The organism is Bacillus sp. FSL R7-0685 (assembly GCF_038002425.1).
In the GTDB taxonomy this organism is placed as follows: domain Bacteria; phylum Bacillota; class Bacilli; order Bacillales; family Bacillaceae; genus Bacillus; species Bacillus subtilis.
This window is the reverse complement of sequence record NZ_JBBOCN010000001.1, coordinates 2,146,316-2,163,649: the sequence shown is the minus strand read 5'-3', so window position 1 is coordinate 2,163,649 and position 17,334 is coordinate 2,146,316. Positions and strand designations below refer to the sequence as shown.

The window sequence follows — 17,334 nt, the reverse complement described above, 5'->3', positions numbered from 1 at the left end:
GGTGACAGCATGAATAAGTGGAAGCGACTGTTTTTTATATTGCTTGCAATCAATTTTATCCTCGCCGCCGGGTTTGTGGCACTTGTTTTGCTCCCGGGGGAACAGGCTCAGGTGAAGGATTCATCTGAGAGCGAGTATGGATTTCAAGTGACAAGCACAAAAGAATCATTAGCTGCGTTTGTTAACTCATATTTAAACGACAAAGCATCAAACAAGCTTGATTATAAAGTAGAGATTGATGATGATGTTCATGTCGCAGGGAAAATCAAGGCATTTTCCACGTCTATTGATGCGTTTATCGCTTTTGAGCCGACCGTGAAAAAAAACGGTGATGTAGAGCTGAATGTCACGAAATTTTCGTTAGGGAAATTGAGTATACCAATTAGCTTTGTGTTAAATTATATGGACAGCTTTTATGAATTGCCGTCATTTGTCCATGTTCACCCCGGGGATAAAAGCATTGAAGTGCGTTTGTCAGAAATGCCTTTAACGAATGGAATGTATGTCAAAGCGGATAAGATAAATTTAGAAAAAGATGAAATTGAGTTTTCCTATTACCATCCTAAACAATAGAGGTGACTGAAAATGAAACGGATTTACCAGTATTTCAGTTTATTATCCTTTACATTTTCCCTGTATTTCGGCTGGCTTGCTTATCATCATCTGGCTGCTGAAGACATGGATCAAATGTATTTGAATGTTTCCTATTGTGCCTTGTTCCTAAGTGTGATGGTGTTTACATTCGGTATGCGAGACCGAAAAAAAACCGATAAGTCATGAAAAAAGAGACATGAAACAACGTCTCTTTTTTCGTGCGGTCCAAAGAAAATTTGAGAACACAAGGAGAAAAGATGAAAGCATACGATTTTACACAGGGGAATGTGCTGAAACAGCTTGTACTGTTTTCAATGCCTATTATGCTCGGAAACGCATTGCAGGTTTCCTTTCAATTTATAGACAGCTTGTGGATCGGCAATTTACTGGGGGCAAAGGCCCTTGGGGCAGCCGCGGTATCAAGCACGATTGTTTTGACCGTGCTGTCTTTTATTTTGGGCCTTAACAATGCGACGTTAACCATTTTATCTCAGCAAAAAGGAAAAGATGATGTAAAAGGAATGGCGTCGTATATTAACGCTTTTGTTGTTTTATTAACAGGCCTAAGCATCGGATTCGGCGCGGCCGGTTTTTTTCTCTCAGAGCTTTTGCTGCGTCTTCTAAAAACGCCGGAGTCAATGATACCGCTTGCTGAGACGTATTTACAGATTCAATTTATCGGCATTTTATTTTTGTTTGGTTATAACTTTATCAGTACTGTGCTTCGTGCGCTGGGCGACAGCAAGACACCTCTCCGGTTTATTGCGTTTGCTGTTGTACTGAATACAGTGCTTGCGCCGCTCTTTATTTCTGTGTTCCGCATGGGAATAGCGGGAGCGGCTTATTCAACGATTTTGTCACAGGGCATTGCGTTTTTGTATGGGTTGTTTTATGTCATCAAACACAAGCTTGTGCCATTCTCGATTCCGAGAATGCCCAAGTGGGAAGAGTCCGCGCTGATTTTGAAACTCGGGATTCCGGCAGGTCTGCAGATGATGGTGATTACAGGCGGTATGATGGCGATTATGAGTGTTGTTAACTCATACGGGGATCACGTGGTATCAGGCTTTGGCGCGGTGCAGCGGCTTGATAGCATCATCACGCTTCCAGCAATGGCTGCCGGTACGGCCGTCAATAGTATGGCAGGGCAAAATATTGGAATCGGAAACGAAAAAAGAGTGGGAACAATTGCAAGGCTAGGTGTGATAGCTGTTATTTCCTGCATGCTGGTGATTGCGGTTATGATTTGGGTATTTGGTAAATATCTCATAAGGTTATTTATCAGTGAGCCTGATGCGGTCGCATTTGGTGAACAATATTTGAAGTGGATCGCGTTTTTCTACCCTTTTATTGGGATTAATTTTGTGCTGAACGGAATCGTCAGGGCCGCGGGAGCGATGCTGCAGGTTCTGGTATTAAATTTAATCTCGTTTTGGGTGTTGAGATATCCTTTCACAGCTCTATTTTCAGCTTGGCTTGGACAAAAAGGAATCGGGCTTGGAATCGGAATGAGTTTTTTATTTAGCAGCTGCGCGGCATTTTTGTATTATAGATATGGCCGCTGGAAAGCAATGAAGCTGTTTACTGAAAAATAAGTGAAGCACTGCGAAAAGCACATACCTATATATCGGTATGTGCTTTTTTTCACCGTTTTTTATCAAGTTTGCTGAAGAGCTCGATTAACGTGGCAAGTTCAGCATCAGTGTAGCAGTCAAAGCGTTTAAAGAAATATTCCGTTTTTTTCTCGTTAAAGTGCTGAAGGACTTTTTCGCCCGCTTCAGTGATATGAATGCGGATGATGCGTCTGTCTTCCTTCGATCTGATTCTCGTAATCCATTCCTTTTCTACCAGCGCATCGGTCACAGCCGTAATGTGGCTTGCCGATACCTCTAAAATAGGCGCAAATTCAGTGACTTTTTTAGGCCCTTGTTCACTGAGGATCCGAAGAATGGTGAATTCATTCCGCGACAGCTCTTTATCTAAAATTTCATTGATTTCATTGCGTATTTGTTTAAAGACTTTACGGAGTAAAGTTTCCATATCGTACATCATCTGTGTTCTTACTTTCAAATTTGTGAACCTCCATTACATAAGCATATTGCTTAAAACCTATAGATTTTATTGAAAAGCAGAATCATTTTCATTCTATTTTTACATGCTATAATATAATAATACCACGTATTAACAAAGGAGGCACCAGTATGTCTGAAAAAAAAGAAATCGCCACATTTGCAGGAGGCTGTTTTTGGTGTATGGTTAAACCTTTTGACGAACAGCCGGGAATTGAAAAAGTGGTGTCCGGGTATACAGGCGGCCATACTGAAAACCCTACGTATGAAGAGGTGTGCAGTGAAACGACGGGACATCGTGAAGCCGTTCAAATCACATTTAATCCTGATGTATTCCCTTATGAAAAACTGCTTGAATTATTTTGGCAGCAAATCGATCCGACAGATGCCGGGGGGCAGTTTGCTGATCGCGGCAGTTCCTATCGCGCAGCCATTTTTTATCATAATGATAAACAAAAGGAGCTTGCGGAAGCTTCCAAGCAACGTCTGGCGGAAAGCGGCATCTTTAAAGATCCGATTGTAACGGACATTTTAAAAGCTGAACCTTTCTATGAAGCGGAAGGCTACCATCAGCATTTTTATAAAAAGAATCCAGCACATTATCAGCGCTACCGGACAGGTTCCGGACGTGCGGGGTTTATCAGCGAGCATTGGGGGGCTAAATAAATGGCGTACAATAAAGAAGAAAAAATAAAGTCATTAAATCGCATGCAATATGAAGTAACGCAAAATAACGGCACGGAGCCGCCATTTCAAAATGAATATTGGGATCATAAGGAAGAAGGGTTGTATGTAGACATTGTGTCAGGCAAGCCATTGTTTACATCCAAGGATAAATTTGATTCCCACTGCGGCTGGCCAAGCTTTACAAAGCCGATTGAAGAAGAAGAAGTGGAAGAAAAACTGGACACGAGCCACGGCATGATTCGCACAGAAGTAAGAAGCCGAACTGCTGATTCTCATCTTGGCCACGTATTTAATGACGGACCTGGTCCAAACGGACTTCGTTACTGCATAAATTCAGCAGCGCTGCGGTTTGTTCCGAAGCATAAGCTAAAAGAAGAAGGATACGAAAGCTATCTGCATCTCTTTAATAAATAAACTGTTAAAAACAGGCCTGCCTAATGGATAGACAGGCTTGTTTTTATGCCTTTTTCTCTTGATGCAATTCTTCAATAATCTGTGCAATTCTTTCTTTCGTAATGAGCGGGGCTTGATCTGATTGATACCCAGGCAGATTGACTTTGCGAAAGTCAGGATGTTTTTCCGGCTCTGGAAGGATCGCATAAAGGTTGCCCCATTCATACAGTGATTCAATTTCATGTGGAGATGTTAATTCTTCGTGAAGCTTTTCACCTGGACGCTTGCCCACTTCTACTGCAGCCGGCCGCGGGAGCCCGTGCTGCGATGCATATTCTTCAAACCCATGAATCAGTTCTTCAAGTTTCAGTGATTCCATTTTGAAAATAAAGGTTTCTCCGCCTTTTGTAATAGCAGCCGATTGTAATGTCAATGTAGCTGCATCGTCTATTGACATGAAAAATCTGGTCATGTTTTTGTCTGTGATGGTCAGGGGTTCACCCTCCATCATCTGTTCAAATAATATGGGGATGACCGAACCTCTGGAACCGAGAACATTTCCAAAGCGGACCGAACAAAACAAGGTTCCTTTGTTTTGGACGTGGCGGTTTGCTTGATGAAACAGCTTTTCAGATAACAGCTTGGTGGCACCCATTGTGTTCACAGGAGATACAGCTTTATCTGTACTGATATTAATGACATGCTGCACTCGGTGTGAAAGGGCAGCTTCCACCACATTTTGTCCGCCGATGAGATTGGTCTGGATCGCTTCAAATGGATGGTCCTCACATGTCGGAACCTGTTTCAGCGCAGCCGCGTGAAAGACGATATCGACGCCTTTCATCACCTGATTCACCCTTCTGTGATCGCGTACATCTCCAAGTACAAATAATAGCCGCTTATCCTCCGCATACTTTTGGCTCATGACATACTGTTTACTGTCGTCTTTGCTGAATACAATCACCTGTTTAGGTGTAAGCATCAAAAGGCGTTTGACAATTTGACTCCCGATTGAACCCGTTCCGCCAGTGACTAAAACTGTTTTGTTATGGAAAAATGGTTTTAGTTCTGCTGTTTGCTGTTTAGGCATGGCTTATCCTCCAACTCTCGTTTCTCTACCATGCATCATATGTTCAACTTTGTAATCGAATTAATGAAAGCAACCAATAAAACAAAATTTAGGGGAATGATCATGTCACAAAGTGTTCTTTTTTAATAGAAAATGGAAAAACGGACGTAACTAGGGAAAAACACAACTAAATAAACAATGTACTAAATATTCAACATATTTTTATTTCGCTCCGCAAAAGGAAATCTGGCAAAGTCATCTCACGTACCTCTTTGGGGAATAAGTTGTTTATGAGTCAGAAACCCTATAAAAAAAGGTTCATTTTCCTCACGGTAATCACCTGTATATATTTTACAATAGTAGTGTTAGTAATAAAAGAGGAGGGTACCAAATGAAGGTTTCAAAAACAATGCTGCTAAGCACTGCCGCGGGTTTATTGCTTAGCCTGACAGCAACCTCGGTGTCGGCTCATTATGTGAATGAGGAACATCATTTCAAAGTGACTGCACACACGGAGACAGATCCGGTCGCATCTGGGGATGACGCAGCAGATGACCCGGCCATTTGGGTTCATGAAAAACACCCGGAAAAAAGCAAGTTGATTACAACAAATAAGAAGTCAGGGCTCGTTGTGTATGATTTAGACGGAAAACAGCTTCATTCTTATGAGTTTGGCAAGCTCAATAATGTCGATCTGCGCTATGATTTTCCATTGAACGGCGAAAAAATTGATATTGCTGCCGCATCCAACCGGTCCGAAGGAAAAAATACAATTGAAGTATATGCAATAGACGGGGATAAAGGAAAATTGAAAAGCATTACAGATCCGAACCATCCTATCTCCACCAATATTTCTGAGGTTTATGGATTCAGCTTGTATCACAGCCAGAAAACAGGAGCATTTTACGCATTAGTGACAGGCAAACAAGGGGAATTTGAGCAGTATGAAATTGTTGATGGTGGAAAGGGTTATGTAACAGGGAAAAAAGTGCGTGAATTTAAGTTGAATTCTCAGACCGAAGGCCTTGTTGCGGATGATGAGTACGGAAACCTATACATAGCAGAGGAAGATGAGGCCATCTGGAAATTTAACGCTGAGCCCGGCGGAGGATCAAAGGGGCAGGTTGTTGACCGTGCGACAGGAGATCATTTGACAGCTGATATTGAAGGACTGACAATCTATTATGCACCAAATGGCAAAGGATATCTCATGGCTTCAAGTCAAGGAAATAACAGCTATGCAATGTATGAACGGCAGGGGAAAAATCGCTATGTAGCCAACTTTGAGATTACAAATGGCGAGAAGATAGACGGTACTAGTGACACGGATGGTATTGATGTTCTCGGTTTCGGACTTGGCCCAAAATATCCGTACGGGATTTTTGTGGCGCAGGATGGCGAAAATATCGATAACGGACATGCCGTCAATCAAAATTTCAAAATTGTATCGTGGGAACAAATTGCACAGCATCTCGGCGAAATGCCTGATCTTCATAAACAGGTGAACCCGAGGAAGCTGAAAGACCGTTCTGACGGCTAGAAAAGAAAGCAGCTTGTGCGGCTGCTTTTTTCTATGAATAAAAAAATCGTTCATAGCAATGAACGATTTTTCAAGAGAGCGCCAGATGAATCGCTTTTAGTTTTGCAGGAAGCTCATCAAACGTAAATGCGGGTACGATCTCTTTATAATTGGCTGCTGCAGCTTTTTGCCGTTCTTCAGGGTGGTTGATATAGAAAGCGGCTTTTTCCTTAAAGTCGTTCATGCCGTGATAAGAAATAAAGGATGAAAAAGGATGCGCCGCGGGTAAATCTGTTAATTGAAATGCTTCGCATGCAGCGATATCAAACGTTCGGTTATTAAAACTGGCATTTTTGATGCGCATAGTATTTTGGTTGAAAGCAAAATGATAGGGACGATGCGCATTAATTACGATGTCTGCCCCATTATAATAATGAACGGCCTGTTCGGGTGGAACCCATGTGCTGACGACATCAATATGCGGCTGTTTGAGCACTTTTTTAGGCAGATATTTTCCCCACTCCTTGCCGATTACCCGAACCGTGAATGGCAGATGGACCGCTTCTTTCATAAGCTGAACCCGATTAGGGTAAGGATAGCCGATGATTAACAGATTTGAATGATAGGAATGTTCGGTGCCCATTTTTTTAAACAGCCGATGGTTAACTGGTATCGGAACATAATAGACGTTCTGGTAGCCGAGCTCTTGATAGTAGAGAGCTGCATTTTGTTCTATCGTTAATATGGCGTCAGCAAGCTTAATTACCTGAAGGCTGATATCCATATAAAATGGGTCTTCGGTCAGCCAAACATACACGGGGATATCCTTACCCTTTAACCAGGTCAGCCAGTCGTGAGGAACGCGGTCTCCAACCATCATAAGTGTGAAGTCCGGCTGAAACGCTTCGATCTTCATCAAAGATTCTGCTTCAGGTTTATCTGCAATCATATACTCTGTATGAGTGTTCTGAAAACATTCTTCAGCCCAGCGATCAAAATAACTGTATATTCCTCCGTATCCCGACTGGATATACAAGACTTTCATCGGATGTTATGAAAAGAACGTAACGCTTTCTACTTTGTCTACATCAATTAATGTTGTAGCTTGGCCTGCCGGAGTGACGGAGCTTTCCTGTGTTACAAAGACGATACCGTGAACTTGATCGAAAGCAACGAAAACAACCGGTCCGATCATGTCACCTGAATCAGTCACAATGCTGATTGTCGTGCCTGGCGTAATTCTGGCAAAAATCCATCTTGCCGGAAGAGAAGGGTCTAAAATAGATTCTGCCGTAACCGTTTCACTTTCATCTACTTTTTGATCGATGGCAGCATCAAGCAAGGCTTTAAGGTTACTATCCATATTTTCTCCTCCTTCTGTTGCAGTTGGAAATAAAGGGCTTAAAACGGCTTTAATTAAATCCTTTTTTAACTGTGCATTTTCAGAGCTCATTACACACACCTCCTATTCGATAGTGAACTCACGTTATTCATATTCTTCCGGCTGTTATTTGGTATGAGTCGAACGCCGTACCTGATCTATTTTTCATCTATTTAAGGAAAATGCTGATTTTTTAATGGAGTGGACATAGCCTATACCATAAATCAAAGTCGCACATATTGTGAAACAGAGATAAGGATAAGGGAGAGGGATGATTTGGATTTAGAGAAACAAGTGGATCGAGAAGAAAACCAAGATGATCTGCATTTTATTTTGCTTTTGCTGATTCTGCTTATACGTCAATCGTCTTCTGAAGGAAATCCATCTGACCTCAGACGCCAGCTTGTTTTTGCAAAAGAGCTGGGCGTACCGGTTTCAAAAGTCAATTTGATCAACGGAGATACACTTCAAAATGTAATCGTAAAAGAAGTTCTGACTGATTTGGTTATTTTCCAAAACCCGTTAAATAACACGAGATCTCATGTTTCACTCTCAAGTGTTGTAAGCTGGGGTGCTTTTTAAATGATGACAGAGGCTCTGCTTGCTGCGGAGCCGTTTTTATGTTTGGCGGCGGGAGGCGGTATAGATGGGAGAGAAAGTGTCTATTATTTTAACAAGTTACAACAAACCCGATTATTTGCAAAAAGCGATCGAAAGCGTGATACAGCAAACGCATGATCTTTGGGAGCTTTTTATCATGGATGATCATTCGAATGCAGAAACAACTGCGGTGATTCACAAGTATCTCCATGACCGGCGCATTCAATATCATAACAGTTTCGTGCATCCTGCAGATCGATTAAAAACAGCCCGTTATGCCACATTAATTAACAGTGCGCTCCCATTTGCAGACGGCGATTACATTTCCTATCTTACTGACGACACTGTTTATCATCCTGAGCGGCTGAGCCGTATGGTGCAAGAGTTTTCACATAAGCCTGAAGCGCAGGCGGTCTATTCAAAACAAAAAGTTGTACATGTAAACGAAAGGGGAGAAGAAATCTCACATTTCTACAGAAATGCCAATGCAGTGCTTGATCAGGCCGCTTTTCAAGTTGATCATTGCTCCGTTATGCATCGCCGTTCGTTACTTAATCTCATCCACCATAAATTTGGAGGCTACTGGGATGATGATATGAAGCATTGGAATCATGGAGACGCAATTTTTTGGGCGAGACTCAACAACTTTACCCCATTTCTGCCGATAAATGAAGTATTAGACACAACCTATAAAACCCCAGATTCATTTCAAAATGCATATCGGTTTCTGCCCGCCGATTTGATTGACGGCTCTTTTGTAAAAGGTTCAGATCAAAATGTGTATTTTTTTGATCGGGGTGTAAGGCATCCTGTTGGAGAAAAGTGGGGTTTTTTGTATCTAAATCGGACTGTCGCTGTTCCAGACCCATATTTATTCCAATATAGGATTGGCAAAATTTTAAACATTCCGAATTATATTTTAGTAAAGGAAGCTAATCATCCTGCAATATTTTATATCGAAGCCGGAAAAAAAAGGCGAATTGTGAACCAGTATGCGTTTCAATTTTATCAATTTCAAAGAAAAGACATAGTGACAATTGGAAAAGAAGAGATGGAGACGCTTCCGGAAGGGCCGCCGATTACGTGGAAACGATCTGAATTGATCAAAAATCCGCCTGGCCGACGGGTGTTTTTCATCGAACGCGAGCCGTTTTTGTTTCTAAACGGCGTCTTTCACCCGATTAGTGAACAAGTAGCAAGGAAGTTTTTTTTACATCAGAAGCCAATCTCCGCTTCTTTCCGAAATATTCAGCAATTTCCAATTGGAAAGCCGTTTTATCCGGTGTACGATGAGATTATAAAGAAATTGAATATTGCAACAGAGTAAAGGTATAGGTCATAAAAAGGAGACGTTCATGACAGGACATTATTCAAAAACGGAACATCAATATATATTGTTAACGTCTGAATCGGCATCGTTTGATCATTACAGCGTATACAGAGATCCGCAGCTTCCACAAATTTTTTCTCATAACTTTGTTCAGCTTCATGATACGTTTCCATTGGAGCGGTTACTTAACTTTTTACCCTCCGTACCAAAGCTGCTTGATGCGAATTATCTCCATTTAAAAGCGTCGCCGCAGCATGTTTTTCCGCTCGGTTTGAAGCAGTCGCTTGTAAAAAGCGGTTTTGTCGTCGAGGATGAGCTACTATATGACATGAAGCTTAGTGACTGGAAGGGGCAGATGGGACATCCTTTAACCGCATGGGGGACGGCAAAAAGTCTTTTCGACGGATCTTCTATTATGAAAATTTACGATTCCATTTATATTGGAGAAGCAATCGCTGAACAAAAATTAAAAAGAAAATATCCTTTCTATGAAGCAGGTATAATCATTCTTGTTGTTTGTTACAGCGACCAGGCACAGAAAGTTCCCATTGGGTGCGGCGAGCTGTTTATCGATCATCAAGAGAAAACGGCTAAAATCGAAGAAGTGGCAATTTTAGATCAGTTTCAAAGGAAGGGCTACGGCAGTATCTTAGTGAAAGAAATGCTGTCCATCGCCAAATCACTAGGAATGGAAGCAGCCTACTTAGTGGCTGCAAGCACTGACGGTGCAACTCAGTTTTACGAAAAGCTGACGTTTAAAAAATATGAGCGGGTGCATACTGTATTTCATTATTTCCTTACATGAAATAGGCGTTTGCACAAACCATTTGGGACTTGGCCCGCATAAAATGCCGTATATCGTGATAAGAAAGGATGAAAACAGCATGTATGGATACTCTGGGTACGGTTACGGATTTGGCTGCGGGACAAATACATTTGTGTTAATTGTTGTCTTGTTCATTTTATTAATTATTGTTGGAGCCGCTTTTATTTGCTAGATGCTGAAATTTCAAAAGAGCCTTCCCTATTAGGAAGGCTCTTTTTATGTGAAAAAGTTTTTGCGGGGAACGTCATGCCGCCATTTGGACACTCATACAATATGGTAAAAGGGGTTTTGAGGTGGGAGCATGAGCAGTTATTTGATTAAGCCAGAGCTTAGCTCGGCCTATCCGGTTGTCAGTTATGCGAAGGGTTCATATGTTTATGATCAGACCGGAAAAAAATATCTCGACGGCTCGTCAGGTGCGGTGACATGTAATATCGGCCACGGAGTTCGTGATGTGACTGAGAAGCTGAAAGAACAGCTTGATCAGGTGTCTTTTGCTTACCGCTCACAGTTTACGAGTGAGCCCGCCGAGCAATTAGCCGCTCTCTTGGCACAGGAGCTGCCCGGAGATGTGAATTGGTCTTTTTTTGTCAACAGCGGGTCAGAAGCGATAGAAACAGCTATGAAAATCGCCATTCAGTATTGGCAGGAAAAAAAGCAAACACAAAAATCCATCTTTTTGTCTCGATGGAGCAGTTACCACGGAATAACTTTGGGAGCGCTTTCATTGTCTGGTTTTTATGAAAGGAGATACCGGTTCACCCATCTCATTGAGCGGTATCCAGCTATCTCAGCTCCACATATTTATCGGCTGAATCACGAGACGGAAGAAGAATTTGTTCAGACTGCAGCTGATGAACTGGACACCATGATCAAAAGAATCGGAAGCCAATTCATCGCCGGCTTTGTGGCTGAGCCTATTATTGGTGCTGCAGGTGCAGCGATTACTCCGCCTCCGGGATATTATGAGAGATTAAGTGAGGTATGCCGCACACACGATGTGCTTTTTATTGCAGATGAAGTGATGACGGGGCTTGGGAGAACAGGAAGGATGCTCGCGACAGAGCATTGGGATACCGTACCTGATATTGCTGTACTGGGGAAGGGACTCGGTGCGGGGTATGCGCCTATTGCTGCTGCCGTCGTATCTGATTCTATTATTGAAACGATAAAACAAGGGTCAGGTGTGATTATGAGCGGTCACACATATAGTGCACATCCCTATTCAGCCAAAGCTGCTCTTGAAGTTTTGCGATATGTGTTAAAGCACGGCTTGATCAAACAATCAGAAAAAAAGGGCGCTGTGCTGAAGAAGAAGCTTGATGAGGCCGCATCTCAAAGCGGCATTATAGGTGATGTGCGCGGAAAAGGACTGCTATTAGGCGTTGAATTTGTGACAGACCAAAAAACGAAGAAAGTGTTTCCGCCAGAGCAGGCGGTAACCCAGCTTATTGTCAGCGAGGCGAAAAAACGCGGGCTGATTGTTTATCCTTCCAAAGCTGGAATAGACAGTGGAGAAGGAGATGCTGTCATTATTGCTCCTCCTTTTACCATTTCAGACGGTGAAATGGAAGAGCTTATCTCTATTTTTTCAGAAACAGTTGCAGCGGTCGAAAAAAACTTAAAAAAGGATTGACATTAAATGGCGCCATTTCAAAAAGCAATCAGCATTGACACAGCAATTGCAGATGTTCGGGATGGATCGGTTCTGATGTTTGGCGGTTTTGGGGGAGTCGGGTCGCCTCCTTCATTGATTGAAGCGATATTGGACAGCGGTGTAACGGATTTAACTGTGATTTGCAATGACGCCGGTTTCCTGGATATCGGGATCGGCCCGCTTATTGTTAATCAACGGGTCAAAACCCTGATCGCCTCGCATATCGGTTCCAATCCTGTAGCCGGAAAACAGATGACAGAGGGGACGTTAGAGGTTCAATTTTCACCTCAGGGAACGCTTGCGGAACGGATTCGCGCCGGCGGAGCGGGGCTTGGCGGTATTTTAACCGACGTGGGCATTGATAATCAAATGGTTTGCGAAAAAAAGGACATCGTAACAGTGGCGGGAAAACGATACTTGATTGAAGAGGCGCTGACGGCTGATTTTGCTTTCATCAATGCTTACATTGCAGATGAATTCGGCAATCTAACGTATGACAAAACCGCGCGCAATATGAACCCGCTTATGGCAATGGCCGCCAGGAGAACCTTTGCCGAAGCTGAGCGTATCGTTCCGAAAGGTGAGATTTCTGAAGAAATGATTGTCACACCGGGGGTTTTTGTTGAGGGAGTTGTACGAAGCGAGGGAGTGAAGTGGAAATGGGCTTGGGAGTAGCAGAAAGAGAACAGATTGCAAAACGGGCTGCTACTGAAATTAAGCAGGGCATGATTGTGAATCTCGGTATCGGTATCCCATCCTTGGTACCGAACTTTTTGCCGCCTGACATGCAGGTCATGTTTCAAGCGGAAAACGGTGTCCTTGGCATTGGAGAAAGTCCCGAAAAGGGAGAAGAGGATGCGCATTTATGCAACGCCGCGGGCTATCCTGTCCGCGCTGTAAAAGGGGCGTCTTATTTTGATACAACCATGTCTTTTGCGATGATCAGAAAAGGCAAAATTGATATTACGATTTTAGGCGCCCTGCAGGTGAGCCAATCAGGAGATTTGGCAAATTGGCTTGTTCCGGGAAAAAAGGTGCCTGGTATGGGCGGGGCGATGGAGCTTGCCCAAAAAGCGAAAAAAGTGGTTGTCGTCATGAGTCATACAGATCAAAAGGGAAGGCCTAAATTAACAGAAAGATGTACGCTGCCATTAACTGCTGCAGGCTGTGTAGATTTGATTATTACCGAAAAAGCGGTTCTTGAGGTCGATAGCCATCACTTCATTTTAAAAGAGCTGATGAATGGCTCGACAATCGATGAGGTGACGAGGCTGACAGAAGCTGAAATCAAAATAGATATGCCTTTTTCTTAAGAGGGGGAATGAGGATGCAAGACATTGAAAGAAAAGTAATCGGGTGGCTTGATCAGCATTCGGCCAAAGCCATTCGTCTTCTCAAAAGGCTGATTGGGGAAAAAAGCACATTGGGGTCAGAGTTTAACGCCCAAGCTGTTGTGCTTGAAAAGCTGCGGCAATTTCATATGGACATTGATGTATGGGAGCCAAGCATAAAGCAATTAAAACAGCATCCCTACTTTAAATCTAACCGATCCGATTTTCATGAGAGCCCGAATATCGTGGCTAAAAAAACGGGAGCCGGCGGAGGCAGGTCCCTGATTTTGAACGGCCATATCGATGTTGTGCCTGAAGGAAGCGTAAAGGATTGGAAGTATGAACCGTATCAAGCTGTCGAAGAAAACGGTAAAATATACGGCCGCGGCTCAACGGATATGAAGGGAGGCAATACAGCCCTTCTTTTTGCTTTAGAAGCCCTGCACGCCTGCGATGTCAAACTGAAGGGAGATGTATTGTTTCAGAGTGTTGTAGATGAAGAGTGCGGCGGCGCCGGTACACTTTCCGCCATCATGAGAGGCTATCGTGCTGACGGGGCGCTGATTCCTGAACCGACGAATATGAAACTATTTATTAAGCAGCAGGGTTCGATGTGGTTTCGGATCACTGTGAAGGGATTATCCGCACATGGGGGCACACGCTACGAAGGGGTAAGCGCGATTGAAAAAAGCATGCACGTTATCACAGCGATACAAGAGCTGGAGAAAGTCCGCAATGCGAGAATTTCAGATCCGCTGTATGACAATATCCCAATACCGGTACCGGTGAATATCGGCACCATCTCAGGCGGTGCCTGGCCATCTTCAGTTGCAGACCGTGTCGTCATAGAAGGGAGATGCGGAATTGCTCCCCATGAGAAACCAGAAGCTGTAAAACTTGAATTGGAAAACTGGCTGAAGGATTTAGAATACCATGACGAATGGTTTAAACGTCATCCCGTACAAGTAGAATGGTTTGGCGCTCAATGGCTACCGAATGATTTACCTGATGATCACCCTTTAATTTCTGTGCTGCAATCAGCCTATCAAAAAATGAAACAGAAAGAGCCGATTATTGAGGCTTCCCCGTGGGGAACGGATGGAGGGCTTTTGTACCATGCAGGAGATACACCAGTAATCGTTTTCGGGCCGGGGGAAACAAAAACGGCTCATCAGGCCAATGAATACATTGAGGTTGAAGCCATGATAGAATCTGCTAAAATTATTGCACTTTTTGTCATGGATTGGTGCGGGCTTCATACAGATGGGGAGGATGCGGATGCTCAAGTCAATAAAGAGTAGCGGTGTCACAGCAGTTTTGGACCATGACGGTTTTAATAAACGAATCAGAGTGGTCCGTTATGACGGAGCCATTGAGAAGGCCCTGCCGGATATCGTGGCAGCGGCAAAAGAAGAGAATGCAGAAAAAATCATCGTCTATGCGAAGCAGCATGATGAGCCAATGCTTGCCAAACAATTATTTGCGCCGGAGGGCTATCTAAAGGGCTATTATCTCGGCCATTCGGCTTGTGTCATGGTACGTTACCTTTCAGAAAGCCGGAGACAAACAGATTCTTATACAGAGGAACAGGAGATCATCGAAGCCATATATCGCACAGCGCCCCGTCTTCGCAACGACAGTACACCCGTTTTTACGATGAGAAAAGCAGAAACAAACGACATGTACCAGCTATCGATGCTGTATAAAAAAGTATTCCGCACGTACCCAACCCCGGTATTTGACCCCGCTTATATTGAAAAGACGATGAATACAAATACGGTGTATTATATCATGCTTGATCATGACCGCCTGATCAGCGCAGCAAGCGCAGAAATCAATCCAGAGCTTGGGCATGCAGAAATAACCGATTGCGCTGTGCTGCCGGAATATCGCGGCCATTCGTTAACAAGCTTTTTAATCGAGGCGTTAGAAAAAGAAATGGCTGGAAAGGATATCTTTCATGTATTTTCTCTCGCCCGTGCTTCGTCTTTTGGGATGAATGCTGTGTTGTACCATTCAGGTTATCAGTATGGCGGAAGGCTGATCAATAATTGCTTTATAGCCGAAGGCCTTGAAAACATGAATATTTGGTGCAAGCAACTGTAAGTCAAAATATGCGCGAGGAGGAATTCGTTTGAAAAACAAATGGTATAAACCGAAACGGCATTGGAAGGAGATCGAGTTATGGAAGGACGTTCCGGAAGAGAAATGGAACGATTGGCTTTGGCAGCTGACACACACTGTAAGAACGTTAGATGATTTAAAGAAAGTCATCAATCTGACCGAGGATGAAGAGGAAGGCGTCAGAATTTCTACCAAAACGATCCCCTTAAATATTACACCTTACTATGCTTCTTTAATGGATCCCGACAATCCGAGATGCCCGGTACGCATGCAGTCTGTGCCGCTTTCTGAAGAAATGCACAAAACAAAATACGATCTGGAAGACCCGCTTCATGAGGATGAAGATTCACCGGTACCCGGTCTGACACACCGCTATCCCGACCGTGTGCTGTTTCTTGTCACGAATCAATGTTCCATGTACTGCCGCTACTGCACAAGAAGGCGCTTTTCCGGACAAATCGGAATGGGAGTCCCCAAAAAACAGCTTGATGCTGCAATTGCTTATATCCGGGAAACACCCGAAATCCGCGATTGTTTAATTTCAGGCGGTGATGGGCTGCTCATCAACGACCAAATTTTAGAATATATTTTAAAAGAGCTGCGCAGCATTCCGCATCTGGAAGTCATCAGAATCGGAACAAGAGCGCCCGTCGTCTTTCCGCAGCGCATTACCGATCATCTGTGCGAGATATTGAAAAAATATCATCCGGTCTGGCTGAACACCCATTTTAACACAAGCATCGAAATGACAGAAGAATCCGTTGAGGCATGTGAAAAGCTGGTGAACGCGGGAGTGCCGGTCGGAAATCAGGCTGTCGTATTAGCAGGTATTAATGATTCGGTTCCAATTATGAAAAAGCTCATGCATGACTTGGTAAAAATCAGAGTCCGTCCTTATTATATTTACCAATGTGATCTGTCAGAAGGAATCGGGCATTTCAGAGCTCCTGTTTCCAAAGGTTTGGAGATCATTGAAGGGCTGAGAGGTCATACCTCAGGCTATGCGGTTCCTACCTTTGTCGTTGACGCACCAGGCGGAGGAGGTAAAATCGCCCTGCAGCCAAACTATGTCCTGTCACAAAGTCCTGACAAAGTGATCTTAAGAAATTTTGAAGGTGTGATTACGTCATATCCGGAACCAGAGAATTATATCCCCAATCAGGCAGACGCCTATTTTGAGTCCGTTTTCCCTGAAACCGCTGACAAAAAGGAGCCGATCGGGCTGAGTGCCATTTTTGCTGACAAAGAAGTTTCGTTTACACCTGAAAATGTAGACAGAATCAAAAGGAGAGAGGCATACATCGCAAATCCGGAGCATGAAACATTAAAAGATCGGCGTGAGAAAAGAGATCAGCTCAAAGAAAAGAAATTTTTGGCGCAGCAGAAAAAACAGAAAGAGACTGAATGCGGAGGGGATTCTTCATGAAAACATGCGAATGGTGCGGCGAGCTCGAAGCGGTGCCCGGCAGGAACACGGTGTACTGGGAGCTCCCTGATGGAACGAGGGCTATAGAACTGACAGACACCCCTGCCATGGTATGTTCTTCCTGCGGTATGACCTATCAAGAGGAAAACACGGTTAAGGAGATTGAGGATCAGCTGCTTTTAATTCAAACAAAAAAACTGCCTGAAAGCCTGACATATCAGCAGCTCATGGAGACAGAAAGAATTTTGAAACGCAACTATTTTGACTTCTCCTGAGTCATGTTTCAGTATTCTTTTGTTGTAATTTTACACTTGAACTGTATAATAGA

General features: G+C 43.4%; 22 protein-coding genes. 18 read left to right on the top strand and 4 right to left on the bottom strand.

Features of this window, described 5'->3' with window-relative positions:
- The first annotated feature begins 9 nt into the window (after positions 1-9).
- The 3 genes from MKY50_RS11055 to MKY50_RS11045 all read left to right on the top strand — a co-directional run bounded on the left by MKY50_RS11055 (position 10) and on the right by MKY50_RS11045 (position 2,189).
- Positions 10-573 carry a YpmS family protein gene (locus MKY50_RS11055; RefSeq protein ID WP_015251867.1) on the top strand — a complete coding sequence of 188 codons (564 nt, stop codon included), beginning with the start codon at positions 10-12 and terminating at the stop codon, positions 571-573.
- Positions 574-585: 12 nt separating this feature from the next.
- Entirely contained in the window at positions 586-780 is a 195-nt protein-coding gene (gene ypmT, locus MKY50_RS11050) for a protein YpmT (protein ID WP_003230808.1), read from the top strand.
- 71 nt (positions 781-851) lie between these two features.
- Positions 852-2,189 (top strand): MATE family efflux transporter, encoded by a 1,338-nt coding sequence (locus MKY50_RS11045; RefSeq protein WP_014477118.1) that lies wholly within the window; start codon positions 852-854, stop codon positions 2,187-2,189.
- 49 nt (positions 2,190-2,238) lie between these two features.
- Here the strand turns inward: MKY50_RS11045 and MKY50_RS11040 are convergent, their stop codons facing one another.
- Positions 2,239-2,664 carry a MarR family transcriptional regulator gene (locus MKY50_RS11040; protein ID WP_004398634.1) on the bottom strand — a complete coding sequence of 142 codons (426 nt, stop codon included), beginning with the start codon at positions 2,662-2,664 and terminating at the stop codon, positions 2,239-2,241.
- A 131-nt stretch (positions 2,665-2,795) separates the two neighbouring features.
- On the opposite strand from MKY50_RS11040, the gene msrA reads away from it, so the two are divergent.
- Both msrA and msrB read left to right on the top strand, forming a co-directional pair.
- Positions 2,796-3,329 carry a peptide-methionine (S)-S-oxide reductase MsrA gene (msrA, locus tag MKY50_RS11035; protein ID WP_014477117.1) on the top strand — a complete coding sequence of 178 codons (534 nt, stop codon included), beginning with the start codon at positions 2,796-2,798 and terminating at the stop codon, positions 3,327-3,329.
- Positions 3,330-3,764 carry a peptide-methionine (R)-S-oxide reductase MsrB gene (gene msrB / locus MKY50_RS11030; RefSeq protein ID WP_014480061.1) on the top strand — a complete coding sequence of 145 codons (435 nt, stop codon included), beginning with the start codon at positions 3,330-3,332 and terminating at the stop codon, positions 3,762-3,764.
- Between the two features lie 43 nt (positions 3,765-3,807).
- Here the strand turns inward: msrB and MKY50_RS11025 are convergent, their stop codons facing one another.
- Positions 3,808-4,833, bottom strand: coding sequence for an SDR family NAD(P)-dependent oxidoreductase (locus MKY50_RS11025; protein WP_003230816.1), 1,026 nt, complete (start codon positions 4,831-4,833; stop codon positions 3,808-3,810).
- A 370-nt stretch (positions 4,834-5,203) separates the two neighbouring features.
- Here MKY50_RS11025 and MKY50_RS11020 point away from each other — a divergent pair, with 370 nt between their 5' ends.
- Positions 5,204-6,352 carry a phytase gene (locus MKY50_RS11020; protein ID WP_341116672.1) on the top strand — a complete coding sequence of 383 codons (1,149 nt, stop codon included), beginning with the start codon at positions 5,204-5,206 and terminating at the stop codon, positions 6,350-6,352.
- Positions 6,353-6,422: 70 nt separating this feature from the next.
- Here MKY50_RS11020 and cgeB read toward each other — a convergent pair whose 3' ends face one another.
- Together cgeB and cgeA are read right to left on the bottom strand one after the other, a co-directional pair.
- Positions 6,423-7,376 carry a spore maturation protein CgeB gene (cgeB, locus tag MKY50_RS11015; protein WP_024572013.1) on the bottom strand — a complete coding sequence of 318 codons (954 nt, stop codon included), beginning with the start codon at positions 7,374-7,376 and terminating at the stop codon, positions 6,423-6,425.
- Between the two features lie 6 nt (positions 7,377-7,382).
- The gene (gene cgeA, locus MKY50_RS11010) at positions 7,383-7,784 is read right to left on the bottom strand and encodes a spore crust protein CgeA (protein WP_003230824.1); all 402 of its coding nucleotides are present in this window, start codon (positions 7,782-7,784) and stop codon (positions 7,383-7,385) included.
- Between the two features lie 204 nt (positions 7,785-7,988).
- Between cgeA and cgeC the strand changes: the two genes are divergently transcribed.
- The 12 genes from cgeC to MKY50_RS10950 all read left to right on the top strand — a co-directional run bounded on the left by cgeC (position 7,989) and on the right by MKY50_RS10950 (position 17,281).
- Positions 7,989-8,294, top strand: a complete 306-nt coding sequence (gene cgeC / locus MKY50_RS11005) for a spore maturation protein CgeC (RefSeq protein WP_003230826.1) — start codon at positions 7,989-7,991, stop codon at positions 8,292-8,294.
- A 64-nt stretch (positions 8,295-8,358) separates the two neighbouring features.
- Positions 8,359-9,639: a spore maturation glycosyltransferase CgeD gene (gene cgeD, locus MKY50_RS11000; protein ID WP_341116669.1), complete on the top strand. Its 1,281-nt coding sequence runs from the start codon at positions 8,359-8,361 to the stop codon at positions 9,637-9,639.
- Positions 9,640-9,667: 28 nt separating this feature from the next.
- Entirely contained in the window at positions 9,668-10,447 is a 780-nt protein-coding gene (cgeE, locus tag MKY50_RS10995; RefSeq protein ID WP_033884744.1) for a spore maturation N-acetyltransferase CgeE, read from the top strand.
- 43 nt (positions 10,448-10,490) lie between these two features.
- The gene (locus MKY50_RS10990) at positions 10,491-10,640 is read left to right on the top strand and encodes a YjcZ family sporulation protein (protein ID WP_015251877.1); all 150 of its coding nucleotides are present in this window, start codon (positions 10,491-10,493) and stop codon (positions 10,638-10,640) included.
- Positions 10,634-10,789 carry a hypothetical protein gene (locus MKY50_RS10985; protein WP_003230835.1) on the top strand — a complete coding sequence of 52 codons (156 nt, stop codon included), beginning with the start codon at positions 10,634-10,636 and terminating at the stop codon, positions 10,787-10,789. The genes MKY50_RS10990 and MKY50_RS10985 overlap by 7 nt, the downstream gene beginning before the upstream one ends.
- Complete coding sequence (locus MKY50_RS10980; RefSeq protein WP_341116668.1) at positions 10,770-12,104, top strand: aspartate aminotransferase family protein; 1,335 nt, start codon at positions 10,770-10,772, stop codon at positions 12,102-12,104. The genes MKY50_RS10985 and MKY50_RS10980 overlap by 20 nt, the downstream gene beginning before the upstream one ends.
- A 6-nt stretch (positions 12,105-12,110) precedes the next feature.
- A complete protein-coding gene (locus MKY50_RS10975; RefSeq protein ID WP_341116667.1) occupies positions 12,111-12,800 on the top strand; it encodes a CoA transferase subunit A in 690 nt (229 codons plus the stop codon).
- Positions 12,785-13,438, top strand: a complete 654-nt coding sequence (locus MKY50_RS10970; RefSeq protein ID WP_015383895.1) for a 3-oxoacid CoA-transferase subunit B — start codon at positions 12,785-12,787, stop codon at positions 13,436-13,438. Before MKY50_RS10975 ends, MKY50_RS10970 begins: the two co-directional genes overlap by 16 nt.
- Positions 13,439-13,446: 8 nt before the next feature.
- Complete coding sequence (locus tag MKY50_RS10965; RefSeq protein ID WP_080479570.1) at positions 13,447-14,757, top strand: peptidase; 1,311 nt, start codon at positions 13,447-13,449, stop codon at positions 14,755-14,757.
- A complete protein-coding gene (gene ablB / locus MKY50_RS10960; protein ID WP_251233013.1) occupies positions 14,735-15,562 on the top strand; it encodes a putative beta-lysine N-acetyltransferase in 828 nt (275 codons plus the stop codon). The genes MKY50_RS10965 and ablB overlap by 23 nt, the downstream gene beginning before the upstream one ends.
- A gap of 28 nt (positions 15,563-15,590) precedes the next feature.
- Positions 15,591-17,006, top strand: coding sequence for a lysine 2,3-aminomutase (ablA, locus tag MKY50_RS10955; protein ID WP_004399420.1), 1,416 nt, complete (start codon positions 15,591-15,593; stop codon positions 17,004-17,006).
- Positions 17,003-17,281, top strand: a complete 279-nt coding sequence (locus MKY50_RS10950; protein ID WP_004399539.1) for a YokU family protein — start codon at positions 17,003-17,005, stop codon at positions 17,279-17,281. Before ablA ends, MKY50_RS10950 begins: the two co-directional genes overlap by 4 nt.
- The last annotated feature ends 53 nt before the right edge of the window (positions 17,282-17,334 follow it).